We start from the raw sequence: 16299 nt of genomic DNA, 5'->3' as shown, positions 1-16299 counted from the left end.
TAAAGGTCAAGCAATACATTCCTTCAGGTATGTGGTTTGTGTCTGAACAAGCCGTATATGCAGAAAAAGCGAAGCAGAAGCTTCGCTTTTTCATGTGGTATATTGTGTTTTGGCGTCAATTCAGCGCCGAAAGATCATCAAAGCTGTACTTTCTGCCCACGTGTACCCAGTTCTTTGAGTTGAAAAGTGCTAAAGCACTGTCATGCTCCTCTTTGCTGACAACTTCATCGTTGACCTTGTATTCAACTTCCTCATACGGTACATTTCCCGAGTTGTTGCCTGTTGTCTGTATCTTTACAAGTCCCTGGTCCGTAAACTTATACATGATAGTGTAAGAATAGCCCATGTGGGTATTTGACCAGCCTATAAGACCTTCTTCCCTACAGGACATGAACTCGCCGTATTCGCCGAAATACGTGGTCGTACCCTCAGAATCGCAGCCAAACATAGGGGTGCCGTCAGGTTCATAATAATGGTAAAAGGTTACCCATGATGCGTGAGCTTCGCCGTTGGATATCAGAAGCTCTGGCGTGCCGTCGTTGTCAAGATCCTGCAGATCCCACATATAATGAGAGTCTGAGCTGCTCTTTGTTGCAGTCAGCCAGTCACGGTATGCTTTTTTCCAGCTCTTCTGAGCGCCCAGGCTGAGTTCGCCGCGGACTATACGTGCTGCATAGCCGTTTCCGAAGTGGAGCTCGTCAGGCTTGGTATCAGTGTAATAAGCGCTGTGGAATACGCTTGAGTCTGATGATACGAATGTATCTCCAGAGAATACCAGCATGAGTATCTCCGTGCCGCCGATCTCTTCGCTTGATCTCTTGATCGTTCCTGATGAGACATTTCCGTTTGCGTCGGTAAATGTGTAGGAAGCGTCGCCGCGGATATCCACAATGGCCTTGTTCTCAATCGAGCTTTCGACATCAAGGTTATTGATGTCTGATATCTGATAAGTCCACTTCCCTACGAACGGCTTGATGAACTCGCTGCCCGAAGCGTCCTTTGTAACGACTTCCACAGCTGTTTCCGTAACGTTTGCGTCTGTTGAAGTCTTAGCTCCCGAAGCAGTTGTAAATGTGGTGGAAATGCCTGAGCCTTTCCCGTAAGTGGCTGAAGCCGTGGTTCCCGAAGCATTCATGGTAGAAGCTGTAACGGCGGGCGGAAGCGGATTGTCAGGGGTGATGTTATGTTTGTTGCCTCTGATCATAAGGGTGCTTCCGATGGCAACGCCTGCAATGAGAACTATTGAAGCGGCTGTGCTCAGAGTCGTGAGCCATACGGGCCTTCTGCTGCGCTCAACGCCCTCAACAGTGTCGTTTTCGGTCATTTTTATATTGTTATCTTTCTTTGTCCTTTCTGCATTTTTCTTGTTCTTCTTGAATTTCTTTTCGCTCATGACAAATATCCTGTCGAGCTGTTCATCCGATATTTCGGGGCATTTATCTATTAGTCTTTCCATTGAATCATACTCCGCATTTTCAAGTATATCGAAGATGTTTTTATTCTTCATAGCTGCTCCCCCTTTACACAGTCATACCGATTTCCAAAAGCTTTGCGCGAAGCTTGTCCATAGCTCGCGCACATCTCTGTCTTACGGCAACAGCCGTCATTGAGACGCTCTGGGCTATTTCCTTGGAATTTCGGTTATAATAGAATTTCTGGATAAGAATAGTCGAATCGGGCTCGCCGAGCTCGTCTATCTTGTCGAGGAGCACGCGGCGGAGTTCAGAACGGTCAACGTGTTCGTCAACACTGAAGTCCGAGACAAGCTCTCTCATATCGTCCTCATCAGTATCGGTAATATGATTTGCTTTGGCTGTCAGGCTGCGGAAACTGTCTATCGCTTTTCTCTTTGCGACAGTTGCGATAAGGTATTTTATATCGTTGTCCGATGACAGATCAAACTCGCATTTCATAAAAATATCGGCAAAAACATCACTGACACATTCTTCTATGTCCTCGTTCGTGCCGCAGCCTCTCAGCTTATTGTAGACTATGGCATAAACATATCTGCCGTATTCCTTGACAAGTGCTTTATGACAGGCGGTAGGTGATTTTTTCATCATAGCTGCCAGTTCTCTGCTTGTCATTTTCATTCCTCCCTGCGATTTATTTAATAAGGCCGGCCTTTCATAAACAACAATCGGAGCTGCTCCGACAAGTGTTACACAGCCGACGGGATCTTGGGCACTTTTTTATTTTAGCACTTTTGAGGTGATTTTTCAATATAAAAGGTATTTTATGCATCTTTTCGGTGGAAAACTGCACAAGTCTTTGTTTACAGTTTGTTAACATCTTGAAAGGCAGGGGTATGCTATACTATTAATGTATCTTCCCGAAACTGCCGCAGCAGGTCGGGAAAACATGAGAAAGGACGTATATCTGAATGAAAGCTCGTTTTCATCTTCCTGATTTCGCAGGACATTTTAAATTCAATCTTGTATTCTGCGAATTGCTTGCCCAAAGACCTGAATTCTTTCGTGAAGGTGTTGAAATAGCCTCGTTTTACGGAGTTTTCCCTCCGTCATTATGGAACGGCGGACGTACTCAGAGCGGATACTGCGACAAAAGCTTCGTGAAAGGCGTGATAAATGCGTTCAATGAGCGCGGTATACCGCTTCGCTTTACATTTACGAACCCGATGCTTGAAAAGAAGCATTTAAGCGATGAATTCTGCAATATGGTCATGCACCTTGCGGATAACGGGCTGAATGAGGCAATAGTTTTTTCGCCTCTGCTCGAGGAATATATCCGTAAATACTATCCGAATTACAAGCTGACGAGCTCTACCTGCAAGCGTATCACGGACGCGGAGCAGCTTTACAGCGAGGTGGAAAAGGATTATCACATCGTCGTTATCGACTATGACCTGAATCACGATATGGAGACCCTCGAAAAGATACCAGACAAGAAAAAGTGCGAGCTCCTTGTGAATGCTTGCTGCAATCCGGGCTGCCCGAACCGTTCCGAACATTACCGGGCTATCGGTCAGCAGCAGATAATCTATGCCAATCATGTGAGAAAGTACCGCGATGCTCCGCTGAATATGGAGAAGATCGAGCGTGAAAATCCCGGTATCATGCGCTTTGACGAATGTCCGTGCATAGGAAGGTCGCTGTTTGAGATAAAGAAGCTCAAAAATCATATAAGTCCCGACGAGATATGGAACACCTATATCCCTATGGGCTTTGAGCAGTTCAAGATAGAGGGCAGAACGAAAGACGTTTTCAGCCTTATCGAGCATTATCTTTACTACATGGCAAAGCCCGAATACAGGGACGAGGCGAGGTACGAGCTCCTGAACTGGCTTGAGACCAACGAGGTCATCAGTGTTAACGAATGAGCCGTAAAAGCATAAAAATACGTATCGGAAAGTCCGCAGACAGCAACGTACTGTCGCGGACTTTTTTATTTATTGACGGTTTCTCGTAAAAACAGGATATTTAACATTTTGTCTATTGCTTTATAAAAATATATAAGATATAATATGAGTGAATATGAACGGAATATAGTAAAAGTTCAATGGGCTTGCTTTTACAGATGGTGAAATCACTGTTTCAGCAATACAAAAATGATGTCAATACAGTTTCGCAGTATAATTTGCTGAGGAAAGGAATGGTCTTATGGTAAGATCAAGAAACAGACTTGCATTGTTTGTCGGACAGGCTGATGAAGCTTATCAGAGCCGTTTTATCAGCGGTTTCAATAAAAAGGCACTTGCTGACGATAATGACGTATGTATTTTTTCAATGTACCGTAAATACCAGGATACGCCCGAAAACGAAAAGGGCGAGTCAAATATTTTCTCGCTGATGAATCCTGACAGTTTTGACGGCGCTGTTATACTAAAGGACAGCATTCAGACCGAAAATGCAGGATCAGAGCTCGAAAAAAGACTGAAGGAGACCTTTGACAAGCCGATAGTTGTAATAGAAAAGGAAAGCGACCTGTTCCCGAGCATTTACATAGACGGCTATTCGGCTGTATTTGATATAATAACCCACCTGATAGAGGTACACGGCTGCCGTGATATAGCCTTTGTTTCGGGTAAAAAGAACCATAAGCATTCAAAGGAGCGTTTGCAGGCATACCTTGACGCAATGGAGAAGGCGGGACTGCCCGTATCGGAAAAGCGCATAATCTACGGCGATTACTGGTATCAGAGCGGCGAGGTCTATGCGGAGCAGCTCCTTTCTCAGGGCGGCTCTCTGCCGGACGCAGTAGCCTGTGCCAACGACCAGATGGCTATAGGTCTGTGCAAGGCTCTTACTGCCCGTGGTATACGTATACCCGAGGATATCGCCGTTGTTGGCTATGACTCCACCTATGAGGGACAGACGAGCCCGTGTACGGTGACTTCCGCACTTATCCCCGCAAAGGATTTCGGAGAATACGCCTATGATTTCCTTATGAAGAGAATGAAAGGCGAGATACCCGACGATTTTGCGCTGAGTCCCGAAGTGGTACTGGGCGAAAGCTGCGGCTGTCATAACGAAAATATGCCAACGTATCAGATAAAGCGCAGAAAATGGGAGACCGAGATCTCGGAGGAGGGATTTAATTCCGTTTTCAATACAATGGAGTCGGAGCTTATATCCCAGGTTTCACTGACCGAGTACCTTAATTCAGTCTATTCCTATATCTATCAGCTGGGGGATATAAGGGAATTTCACCTGTGTCTCGACAGCAAATGGGAAAATATCGGGAATAATGTCAGTGTGAAAAACAACGGCTACAATGAGAGCATGATCCATGCTGTAAGGTATTACAGCGACCATAAAAACAATATGACGGGAATTGAAAGCAGGTTCCTTTCAGCGGATATGCTTCCCGATCTCGGGGGCGAACGGGATTCGCCTGCCGTATATATATTCACTCCCTTATTTTTCGGCGAGGACTGCTTCGGATATGCGGCGGTGCGCTACAAGAACGAGATGAATTCCTATGACGAGGTCTACAGACGCTGGATAGATTCCGTAAACAGGGGCTTTGAGGTGCTGAAACGGAATATCTGCCTTAAAAACGCACAGAAACGTCTCGAAAGGATAAGAAACAGCAAGTTTACCATATATTCCTATGCGTATGACAGCCTTGACGAAAAGGAAAAGGAGGATTACAGCCTCGTTGCGAAGATACTCGACGAAAACCTTTTCGATTATCACTTCCAGCCCATTATCGACGCAAAAAGCGGCGATATTTACGCATATGAAGCCCTTATGCGGGCAAGGACGGAAACGAACGTATCTCCGCTTTCCATTATAAAATATGCCACAATGCAGGAAAGACTCTTCGATGTTGAGCGCTCCACGTTCCTGAACGTGCTGCGTATCGTCAGCGAAAACAAGGAGGCTTTAGGCAGCGCAAAGGTATTCATAAACAGTATCCCCGGAGTAATGGTGGGGGACGGAGACCTTTCCGACATAAGCTCTCACCTTGAAAAGATAGCGGACAGGATAGTTATCGAACTGACAGAAGAAGCGGAACTCAACGATGATGATCTTATGAAGCTCAAGCAGTTCTACGAGAAGCTCAATATCGACATCGCGGTAGACGATTACGGAACAGGCTATTCAAACGTCAGCAATCTGCTGAGGTATATGCCGAATTATGTGAAAATAGACCATTCTCTCATAAGCGATATAAACAATCAGCCGAGAAAGCAGCATTTTGTCCGTGAGATAATCGATTTCTGCCACGACAACAACATTAAGGCTCTTGCGGAGGGCGTTGAGACCACAGAAGAAATGCGTATCGCCATAAATCTCGGAGCAGACCTGATACAGGGCTTCTACATGGCAGTTCCATCGCCTGAGATAATACATGGTATCGACGACAAGCGCCGAAGCGAGATACAGCGGTATTATCAGGAGCGCATTGACGGCGAGATGAAAAAGGTCTACTACGCCGGCAAGACCAGCCGTGTGCCTCTTGCTCAGCTCGTCAGGGACGGTTACAGCGAGATAGTAGTGGGCGCTGACGAAATGGTATACAAGGATATATTAATAATCGGAATACCCCACATGAAGACTAATATCCACCTCCGCGTGGAATCGGGTTACAGCGGCCGTATAACTCTTGAGGAGGTGTATTTCACCAATATCAAGAAGCGCCCTTGTATCGAGCTTGGAGAGAATACGGATACAGCAGTTGTCCTCCTCGGAACCAATACCATGTTCGGTTCGGGAATAAAGGTGCCCGAGTCGTCGAGACTCACCCTGGAGGGCAGAGGAGACCTTGAAATAGAGCTGAATGCTGCGGAGTTCTACGGAATCGGAAACGATCATTATTCGCGTCACGGCGAGCTCATATTCGATCAGGACGGCTCTGTTAACATCAACTGCCACGGTCAGAGGGGAATAGCCATAGGCTCGGGACTCGGCGGAGCTGTATGCATTAACCGCGGAGAATACAATATCAGGTCGAATAACGAGGAGTGCGTGGGGATAGGCGCTCTGACGGGAAAGGTTGATCTGTCCGTGAGCCTGTGCCAGATAGAAGCGGATTTCATCGTTACATCAGGAGTTCTGATAGGCTCGCTTTATAATGATGTATCTGTAAAAATGAAGAAAACTTCCATATACTTTTACGGATTTGGCAGGAGTATTTCCGTAATTGGTTCCATAAAAGGAAAAAAAGCGGAAATAGACACCAACATGATAGGTGCGGTATTCAATGTTACGTCAGATGATTCCACGCTTTTCGGAACTCTTGACGGAGCTTCCGTGCTGAATATATCGGATTCTGCTTTGAAGCTGGAGAGTACTGGAAAACAGGCGCTTCTTTTCGGCGGAAACGGTCCCGATACAGAGGTGGAGCTGCTTAACTCCGACACTCAGGCGGTAGTCCATTCCGCCATAGGGAAGGATACCCTTGCTCCCGATGAAAAGATACGCATCATAAACGGCAGAAGAAGGATAATGATTAACGGTGAAGAAATTGAAAGACCTATCATCTATGACTATACATGATCAGACAAATGGGAGGTGGGGAGAATTATGATAAATTCTCTTAAAACGATCGCATTTTTCGGCTGTTCGTTAACAAGCAGATACAGAGAGGGACTTTGCAAGTGCTTCAATATAGCTGCAAAGAAAAGGGAAATGAACATAGTTTATTTCAATTCTCTCGGCAGGATAGGAGAAAAGAATACAGAATTCGGCGAATGCGAGCTCGATATCATAGATCATGTCGATCTCGACGAATTTGACGGCATAATTTTTGACGGCGAGGGCTACAACGAGAATATCATGGCTGAAAAGGTCATAAACAAGCTCCGCGGCGCAAAATGCCCTGTAATATCTATCAGCGGTCACGTTGACGGCTTTTACAATATAGATTTCGAGGACGCTTCGGGTATGCGGAGGCTGGTCGAGCACTTCACGGACGTTCACAGGCACACAAGGATCGGCTTTATGTCGGGATTCCTTACTCATCCCGACGCACAGCTGAGACTCAAGGTGTTCAGGTCTGTCATGCGTGAAAAGGGACTTCCCGAGGACGGTGCAGGCGTTTTTGAGGGGGATTTCTGGTTCCATAAGGGCGAAGAAGCCGCAGATTTCTTCCTTTCACGCCCCGAAAGGCCGCAGTCCATAGTCTGCGCCAATGACTATATGGCAATAGCTCTCATTTCTGCGCTGAAACAGAGAGGCATCAGAGTTCCCGATGAGATAGCAGTGTCGGGCTTTGACGGTACGACCGAGGGAAAGCAGTTCATACCTCACATCACTACCGCGACCCGTGAAAGGGAGGACATCGCCGAGAAAGCCATGTCGCTGCTTGTGAGCCTGCAAAACGGTGAAGAACCCACTGCCGAGCTTTTTGTCTCTCCGAGGACTATATTTGACCAGTCCTGCGGCTGCAAGACTGTTGATTATGAGAAGGAAGCGAAAAATCTCGATGATGTCTACAATGATGTGAGACTTTTCGGCTATTGTCTCAACGACGCTGAAGCTGCCATGCTAAAGCTCAATAAGGTCGAGCAGCTCGACAAACTTGAGGACTCATTCAGAAAGTGTGCAACAAATTTCGGCGATTATTCAGCTTTTTTCCTGTTTTTGCAGACGGATCAGGAGGGCAGATTATCGTGTTCCAGCGAATTTGACAAGCCTACGGACAATTTCAGACCTGTTATATGGATAGACGAGAAAAATGAGTACGTAAAGCCTGATGATTCTGCTGGTTTCTCATGTATTATCCCACATACGGTCAATTCCGAGATCCCGCATTTTTATTACATAATGAGTTCCTACTGTGCTGAAAAGATGTTCGGATATGCGCTTATTGAGATGAAAGAGGACGATATTTTCAGCGATTTCTATAATATTTTTCTCCTTAATCTTTCCGTGACTCTTGAACGCCTTTGGAAGAACGACAATATCAAGAAGCTCTACAGGCAGCAGAAAGCACTGTACGAAAAGCAGATGGAGCTCAGTATACATGACGAGCTGACAGGCATATTCAACCGCAGAGGCTTCAATGAGTTCTCACAGAAAGCTATCAGGAGCCTTGAGGGAAAAAGCAAGATATGCACAATGGTTATAGATATGGACGGACTCAAGCATATCAATGATATTTACGGCCATAATGAGGGCGATTTTGCAATAAAAACAGCTGCCCATATCATCACGGAATGCTGCAGATCAGGCGAAATAGCAGGCCGTGCCGGCGGCGATGAGTTCTATATCTATGCCTCTGACTATTCGCAGCAGAAGCTTGATGAGTTCAATTGCGAACTTGTGCGTTTATGTGAGGAATACAACGAAAACCATGACAAGCCATACAGGATAGAAATGAGCTACGGTTCATACCTCTGCGAGACCGATAAGGACGGAAGTATCGAGGACTTCCTCAAGATAAGCGACGCAAGTATGTATGAGCAGAAAATGGCAAAGCCGGGAAGGAAGAAAAGACAGTAAAAAGCAATAACCGCTCCAAAAGGACTGCGCTCATATAGAAGTTTTATTACAAAAACTATACGAAAGTCCTTTACAGCAGGCTATAACAAGGAAAGACAGATACTTCGCAAGAGGTATCTGTCTTTCCTTGTTGTTTGAATAAATGTTCAATTTTCAGCCAGCCTGTACTTCTGCCCATAAGCCGTATAGCTTTCAATAAACTGTGGTGTTCTCTCGGCTTTCAGCGCTGTCATATACTCATGACTAAGCAGCTTTGCCTGTCCGATCTCAATAATGGATACAGCAACATTGGAGCAGTGATCCGACACTCTCTCGCAGTTGATGAGCAGATCGGAAAGGTATACACCAAGTTCCGGACTGCATTCGCCTGTACGAAGTCTGGAGATATGCTTGTCACGTATCGTGGCTGTCAGGTCGTCGATGACTTCCTCCAACGGTTCAACGGTCATAGCGATACCGGTATCCTGCTCGGAAAAAGCCTTGACGGTGATCTCGGATATTTCTGTAAGAGCTGCAAAGAGCGTAGCGAAATCGGCTCTCGCGCTGTCTGAGAAGCTCTGATCGTTCTGATTCATCTCAGCACCGATCTCTATCATATTGATAGCATGGTCGCTGATACGCTCAAAATCGCTGATGCTATGAAGCAGTTCGGTAACAGTCCGGCTGTCTTCATCAGTCAGGCTGTGCGAAGAAAGTTCCAGCAGAAAGTCGGAAAGCTGATCTTCCATGATATCGAGTTTCTGCTCCTTCTCCTCTACGCTCAGAACGCCCTTCTGCGTATAAGTGAACATCGCTGACAATGCTTCATGCAGTGCTTCCTTTGCGATAACTGCCATTTCCTTGGTTCGTTCTCTGCACTGTGAAGCCGCAAGCGGCGGGTTGGCAAGCAGACGTTTGTCGAGAAGCACTTCTGCTTCTTTTTCTTTGGAGTCGGGTATCAGCTTTTGGGCGAGCTTTACAAGCTGATTTGAGAACGGCAGGAGCATCACGGTCGTCAGTATATTGAATATGGAGTGTACCGCTGCGATCTCCACAGCGCCTATGGGCTTATCCACAAAGCTGAAATGGAACAGTCCATTCGCCCCATAAAATAATGACAGGCAAACGATGGTACCGATAATATTGAAGGACATATGCACTGCGGTTACTCTTTTGGCGCTCTTATTTACTCCGATCGAGGAAAGCAGTGCGGTCACACAGGTTCCGATGTTCTGTCCCATAATGATCGGGATAGCCATACGGTAGGATATCGTCCCCGTCATAGCGAGCGCCTGTAAAATACCGACTGATGCCGCAGATGACTGGATGATACCTGTGAACAATGCTCCGAACAGGACACTGAGTATCGGGTTTTTGAATGCGATCAGCATATCGGAGAAGCCTTCGGTCTCTGCAAGCGGAGAAACCGCTTCTTTCATAAGCTGCATTCCGTACATCAGCACTGCAAATCCGACCATGATCGTGCCTATGTCCTGTCGTTTCTTTTTCTTGCTCATCATCAGCATTGCGATACCGATCAAAGCGATGATGGGCGCAAAGTTTTCGGGCTTCAGCATTGAAACGGCTATGTTGTCACTTTTAATGCCTGCGGTACTGAGCAGCCATGCTGTAAGTGTTGTGCCGATATTGGAGCCCATGATAACGCCGACAGTTTGTTCAAGCTGCATAATGCCTGAATTGACAAGTCCGACAAGCATTACCGTCAGAGCAGATGATGACTGTACGGCGATCGTTATACCTGCACCGAGTGCCAGACTCTTTACAGGATTTGAAGTCATCTTTTTCAGTGTGCTTTCCAATTTTCCGCCTGCGACTTTTTCAAGACTTTTCGACATAACGTGCATTCCGAAGAGAAAGAATGCCAATCCTCCACATAGAGTACATATTGAAAAAATATCCATAATGATCTCCTATCTGAAATATACACTTATTGTTGTTCCGACACCCATCGTGCTTTCAACATCTATCTGCGCTCCGTGTCGGTCTGCGATGTGCTTTACGATCGACAGTCCGAGCCCTGTCCCCCCTTTTGCTCGACTGCGGCTCTTGTCAACACGGTAGAAACGCTCGAAAATACGGGGAATACTTTCTTTCGGCATACCGATTCCAGTATCGACTATGATAAACCTATTGTCTTCTATCGTAATGTCGATATTGCCGTTTTCACGATTGTACTTGATCGCATTGTCAATGAGATTGTATATCAGCTCGGTCAGCTCTGTGTGATTGCCCTTTATTGGTTTGGAAGTCCCGTGTATAGAGATACGAACGTCTTTCTTTTCAGCCTGCCCTGTGAGCCTTTCTTTGCATTCCTTTGCAACAGCGGCTATATCCACAACATCATCAAGGGAAGCCGAAGCAATCGTATCGAGCTCTGACAAGCGCAGTATATCACCGATCAGTGTTTGCAGTCTTGCAGTTTCTGTTCTGATATTTCCTGCAAACTTCTTGCAATCCTCTCCCTGAGCCAAACCTGTTTCGATCAGTTCTGCATAGCCCGAAATGGAGGTCAATGGTGTTTTCAGTTCGTGAGATACATTTGCCGTGAATTCCTGCCGCATAAGCTCCTGCGAGCTTCGCACGGTTTTTATCTCCTCTGCCAGAGGGATAATTTCGCTGTATATCCCCATTTCTTCGGGCGACTTGTTCTTTTCGAGCATTTCAGGTATGCGTTTCAGCGGTGCGATGAGCTTGTCCGTCAGCTTCACAGAAACGAACATAGATACCACTATGATGCAGACCGTTACGATGAGTATGATAAGTATAGAGCGTTCAAACAGCCTGAATATCGAACCCGAACGGATAGACACACGCAAGATATTGCCGTCATCGAGCTTTACGGCGTAGTAGTAATCCTCTGTACCGATCGTGTCCGAATAACGTGTATCGCTGCCTGTTCCGTTTTCTATCGCTTCAATGATCTCAGGACGGTCAAGGTGGTTCTTCATGTTTTCCGCATCAGCATCACTTTCGTATAAAACAGTACCGTCTTTTTTTATAAGTGTGATACGGAAATCCTCCTGTGTGAAGCGTTCAAGCTCGTCGGGAGAGCTTATCTTATCATAGCACTGAGCCACGATGTTACATTCATGTGCAAGGTTTTCTTTGACTTCCTTATGGAAAAATCCGTAGCATACGAAAGTGGTTATCACGATACCTGTGATAGCTGTGACTATCCCCATATAGAACAGACTGAATTCTATTTTTCTTTCCATATCACTCGTCCTTGTCCAGCTTGTAGCCTACATTCCGCACAGTAACGATATATCTTCCGTATTCGCCCAGCTTTGCTCTGAGTGTACGGATATGCACATCAAGGGTGCGCCCCGTGCTGTCACGTCCCCATATCCTGTCAAGTATATCATCACGTCGGAGAACGATCCTCGGATTTTCCATAAACATTTTCAGTAGTTCAAATTCCTTGTAGGTAAGCTCTATCGTCCTGCCGTCTGAGGTAACATCTCTTGTCTTTTCAGAGATCGTCAGCTTTTCAAATGTTATCTGACCGTCTGTGTTTTTTGATGATCCACGAAGTCTTGCCTTTACACGGCTGACCATTTCCATTACCCCGAAAGGCTTGCACATATAATCGTCAGCCCCGAGGTCAAGACCCTTTACCCGGTCAAGTTCGGTGTCCTTTGCGGAAATGATGATAACAGGGATATTGTCATACGCCGTATTATTACGAAGCTTTTTCAGTATCGTAAGCCCGTCATCACCGGGCAGCATGATATCCAACAGTATCAGGTCGGGTAGTCTGATTTCCAGAGCCTTGTAGAACTCCACTGAATTTTCAAAACTCTTCACTTCAAAATCATTCTTCTCGAGGGCATAGCTTTCAAGCTCCCTTATGCGTTCTTCGTCTTCAACTATATATATCAGCATTTTTTCACACTCCTCAAGTATCCAGTATATCATACCAATGTAAACTTGAACAGTATCAGTATGTAAAGTTCAGGTTAAATTAAAAAAGCAAGTTACCGTCACTGATAACTTGCTTTGTAGTGATTATTCTTCCTCGTCGCTGCACTCGTCAAGTCCGTGCGTGAGCTGAATGTAAATACACTCTGCTCGTTCATGCTCCTCACCGTCCGTGGATATCATAAGATCAAGGAAATAAGCTTTTGCTTCTTCATAGTCGTTCCAGACCTCACGCCTGCCATTGCAGACGGTAGTGACCTTGTTTGTTCTCGGCATTGCCAATTCAGGTGTTTTCAACATAGCTGATACCTCCAATTTCATAGTAACCATATTATAGCCGACAATGATTTCGGTGTCCAGCATATCGGAATAATTGTAATAATTCTTGTGCAGGGCGCAGCAATTTCAAAAGCCTATCCAGTTCATAGCGCACATATACTATTTCATCGCTGTCGGGAATTCCCCTGACGGCGATTTTCATATTCCGCTTAATGCTTCAAATGTGCAACCTTCGTTTGCAGGAATAACAATGGACGCCAGAGCTTATCTCCAAGTTCCTTGATCTCCTCGATGTCTTCCTTGTAAACCTTGTTCGTGACGTTTGCACGATGAGCGATTTGGTTGATATTGTTGGCAATATTATTTGCCAGTACGTTGAGCCGTTTCAGCTCGTTTTCGTCTATGTGAACGATATATCCCTCAAAGATCATAGCTCTCACAAATTCGCTGAGATTGCTCATACCGCTATTCTCAAACTTCTTCTTGATAGCCGTCATTTCTTCGGGGCTGACACGGACTTTCAGGTACAGTGTACGCTTCTTTTCGTCTTTCATTTCTCTTGTTCTCCTTTTTTGTTTTTATCAATTCGGGGTTGTAGGGGTGTCCCTCTGCCAAGCTTTGTATCATGTGGGTTCGCTCTCGGCGCGCCCACATGATACCGTGCTTGCTACTCTTGAATCGCCCCTGTGGGGCGAATGTCATTTCCGAGCCTTTCGGCTCAGTCTTTTTTCTCGATTCCGAGAATTGGAGCTGTGCGACTTTCTCTTTTTCGTAGCTCCCCATAATCAATATAGCGCACTTTCCCAATCCCGTCAATATGAATTTTCAGATTTCTTATGATTGTTCAAAATGGCTTCGTCAAAATGACCGGATAGCAAAAATGGCGTAACAGCGTAATTTCAGATTTTTGAGTCTCAAAATTCCCCGGACATTTGTTGACAAAGTATGAACAAAAGTTTATGCGCAATGCGGCTTGTATTTCAAATGTAGAGCGCGCTATAATTGGATCATGGCAGGTGAGCCATGGCCACTCGGCTCTGCCTGCTGAGAACAAATATGAAAGGTTGTGATTTTTCTATGGGCATCTATACAGAAAAGAGAGATCATCTCATTGAGAAGATTAAAGGTTTGGAAAAGCGTATCGCAAGCGATACGGCAAAGAAGAAAACGCTGGAAGACAAGCTGAAGGATGTCTCACGTCTGGCTATGGCGGAGGAATACAACTGCAAGCCCAGAGAGCTTGACGAGATCATCACCTCGGAGCATCAGATTCTGGAGAAACTGAGAGCCAGCGGTCTGTCCGATGAGGAGCTGCTGAAACTGGTCGGGAGTGGAAATGCTGAGAATGAGAAAAGCAATACCTCCGCTCTCGCCGCTGACTTCGGACAGCAAATGAGCTTTACGGATAAAGCGAATCCCCATGAGGATTAATACTATCCGATAAAAATAGCTATGCAATGGGACGGCACTTGCCGTTCCGCACAGCTATCATAAAAGTATAAGGCAACAACAAAACGAGGGTAAGAAAGAGAAAGCGAAGCCCTCACTCTATATGCGTAGAGATAGACAAGCAAAGGAGAAAGTTCGCTATGAATACAAACACTACTTTCAGTGCAATGTCCGAGTATAAGATCGGGCATACCCTTTACACGGTGACTACCGTGTTCAATCCTGCTTCAAAGGAAAGCCTTTCGGATATTTTGAAAAGGCTTATCATTCGGGAGAGCGAAAAACTCCTCGGTGAATCCGGACAAGAACCTGAGAAGCAGGCTGTGTAACTTTGGAATTTCAGCGCATTGAATCATTTTCCAATGCGCGCTATAATGATAACATAGCTTGCTGTATCTGTCGGAAAGGAAGGTATAATATGACAGACAAGATAACAGCATTATATTGTCGTCTGAGCCAGGACGATATGTTACAGGGTGAGAGCAACAGCATCACTAACCAGAAGGCTATCCTCAAGAAGTATGCGGAGGATAACGGTTTCAGCAATCCCGTGTTTTATGTAGATGACGGAGTTTCGGGAACGACATTTGAGCGTGACGGCTTCAAGGCTATGATGGCAGATGTGGAGGCAGGCAAGGTCGCCGTGGTAATTACTAAGGATTTGAGCCGTTTAGGTCGTGACTACCTGAAAACAGGTGAGCTGATCGAGATGGTGTTTCCAGACTATGATGTGCGATATATTGCTATCAACGATAATGTGGATACCGCTAAATCTGAGAACGAGCTGATGGCTTTCAAGAACATTTTTAATGACTGGTACGCCAGGGATACGTCGAAGAAAATCAGAGCCGTTTTCAAGGCTAAGGGACAGTCGTGAAAGCATCTTTCCAATCCCATCTATGGCTATAAGCACTCGGAAACGGATAAGAACCTGTGGGTGATCGACGAAGATGCCGCAGAGGTAGTTCGGAAAATCTTCCGCCTTTGTATTGAAGGGTACGGTCCTTCCAAGATTGCCCGCATTCTCACGCAGGAAGGTATTCCGACTCCTACAGCCTACGCTCTGTCACAGGGTAGGGATAACGGTCACAAGAACGCTAAGCTGCACCGCTGGAGCGGAAAAACTATCAGCCACATTCTTGATCGACCCGAATACATCGGGCATACAGTCAATTTCAAAACACACAAGAAGTCCTACAAGAACAAGAAAACCGTGAGAAATCCGCAGGAAGAATGGCTCATCTTTGAGAACACTCATGAGCCGATCGTAACTCAGCAGGAGTTTGAATTGGTGCAGGAGCTTCGCAAGAACAAGCGCCGTCCCACTAAACATGAGGAAGTCAATCCATTTTCGGGTATGGTCTACTGTGCGGACTGCGGAAACAAAATGTATCTGTGCCGAGCGACAAGTCTGACCGCCGATCAGGAGCATTTGAAGTGTTCCACATATTCCTCAGACAAGGACGCTTGTTCCGCGCACTTCATCAGAACTGTTGTATTGAATGAGATCGTGCTGAACGAGCTGAACAAACTGCTTGCCAGGGTTAAAGAGCATGAGGACGAGTTTGTGCAGGCGGCTATGGACAATTCCGTTCAGAAGCAGTCCTCGGAACTTACAAAAGCAAAGAAAGCCCTGAAACAGGCTGAAAAGCGTATCATTGAGCTTGACAGGCTGTTTACAAGGCTTTATGAGGACAATGTATCAGGGAAAATTTCCGATGAGCGATTTGCTGTCATG

General features: G+C 45.8%; 12 protein-coding genes and 1 pseudogene. 6 read left to right on the top strand and 7 right to left on the bottom strand.

What is annotated here, in order from left to right; genetic code table 11:
- Positions 1–115: 115 nt before the first annotated feature.
- Positions 116–1507 (bottom strand): hypothetical protein, encoded by a 1392-nt coding sequence (locus IKW96_RS06010; protein ID WP_296571689.1) that lies wholly within the window; start codon positions 1505–1507, stop codon positions 116–118.
- Between the two features lie 13 nt (positions 1508–1520).
- Positions 1521–2087 carry a sigma-70 family RNA polymerase sigma factor gene (locus IKW96_RS06005; protein ID WP_296571686.1) on the bottom strand — a complete coding sequence of 189 codons (567 nt, stop codon included), beginning with the start codon at positions 2085–2087 and terminating at the stop codon, positions 1521–1523.
- 296 nt (positions 2088–2383) lie between these two features.
- Between IKW96_RS06005 and IKW96_RS06000 the strand changes: the two genes are divergently transcribed.
- The 3 genes from IKW96_RS06000 to IKW96_RS05990 all read left to right on the top strand — a co-directional run bounded on the left by IKW96_RS06000 (position 2384) and on the right by IKW96_RS05990 (position 8912).
- Positions 2384–3340: a hypothetical protein gene (locus tag IKW96_RS06000; protein ID WP_296571683.1), complete on the top strand. Its 957-nt coding sequence runs from the start codon at positions 2384–2386 to the stop codon at positions 3338–3340.
- A 280-nt stretch (positions 3341–3620) separates the two neighbouring features.
- A complete protein-coding gene (locus IKW96_RS05995; RefSeq protein WP_296571681.1) occupies positions 3621–6965 on the top strand; it encodes an EAL domain-containing protein in 3345 nt (1114 codons plus the stop codon).
- A 27-nt stretch (positions 6966–6992) separates the two neighbouring features.
- On the top strand, positions 6993–8912 hold the full coding sequence (locus IKW96_RS05990; RefSeq protein ID WP_296571678.1) for a GGDEF domain-containing protein: 1920 nt from the start codon (positions 6993–6995) through the stop codon (positions 8910–8912).
- 146 nt (positions 8913–9058) lie between these two features.
- Here the strand turns inward: IKW96_RS05990 and IKW96_RS05985 are convergent, their stop codons facing one another.
- The 5 genes from IKW96_RS05985 to mobC all read right to left on the bottom strand — a co-directional run bounded on the left by IKW96_RS05985 (position 9059) and on the right by mobC (position 13666).
- The gene (locus IKW96_RS05985; protein ID WP_296571675.1) at positions 9059–10813 is read right to left on the bottom strand and encodes a Na/Pi cotransporter family protein; all 1755 of its coding nucleotides are present in this window, start codon (positions 10811–10813) and stop codon (positions 9059–9061) included.
- 9 nt (positions 10814–10822) lie between these two features.
- Entirely contained in the window at positions 10823–12127 is a 1305-nt protein-coding gene (locus tag IKW96_RS05980; RefSeq protein WP_296571671.1) for an ATP-binding protein, read from the bottom strand.
- Between the two features lies 1 nt (position 12128).
- Entirely contained in the window at positions 12129–12797 is a 669-nt protein-coding gene (locus IKW96_RS05975) for a response regulator transcription factor (RefSeq protein WP_296571669.1), read from the bottom strand.
- A 123-nt stretch (positions 12798–12920) separates the two neighbouring features.
- Positions 12921–13133, bottom strand: a complete 213-nt coding sequence (locus tag IKW96_RS05970) for a hypothetical protein (RefSeq protein WP_296571666.1) — start codon at positions 13131–13133, stop codon at positions 12921–12923.
- A 188-nt stretch (positions 13134–13321) separates the two neighbouring features.
- A complete protein-coding gene (gene mobC, locus IKW96_RS05965) occupies positions 13322–13666 on the bottom strand; it encodes a plasmid mobilization relaxosome protein MobC (protein WP_296571662.1) in 345 nt (114 codons plus the stop codon).
- Positions 13667–14189: 523 nt separating this feature from the next.
- Here mobC and IKW96_RS05960 point away from each other — a divergent pair.
- The 3 genes and pseudogenes from IKW96_RS05960 to IKW96_RS05950 all read left to right on the top strand — a co-directional run.
- Complete coding sequence (locus tag IKW96_RS05960) at positions 14190–14543, top strand: hypothetical protein (RefSeq protein WP_296571659.1); 354 nt, start codon at positions 14190–14192, stop codon at positions 14541–14543.
- Between the two features lie 158 nt (positions 14544–14701).
- The gene (locus tag IKW96_RS05955) at positions 14702–14890 is read left to right on the top strand and encodes a transposon-encoded TnpW family protein (protein WP_296571657.1); all 189 of its coding nucleotides are present in this window, start codon (positions 14702–14704) and stop codon (positions 14888–14890) included.
- An 89-nt stretch (positions 14891–14979) separates the two neighbouring features.
- A pseudogene (locus IKW96_RS05950) lies at positions 14980–16299 on the top strand (recombinase family protein); the annotation flags it as partial.

The organism is Ruminococcus sp. (assembly GCF_017549005.1).
GTDB lineage: Bacteria > Bacillota > Clostridia > Oscillospirales > Ruminococcaceae > Ruminococcus.
The sequence above is the reverse complement of the archived record's forward strand: the minus strand, read 5'-3'. Positions and strand labels throughout refer to the sequence as shown.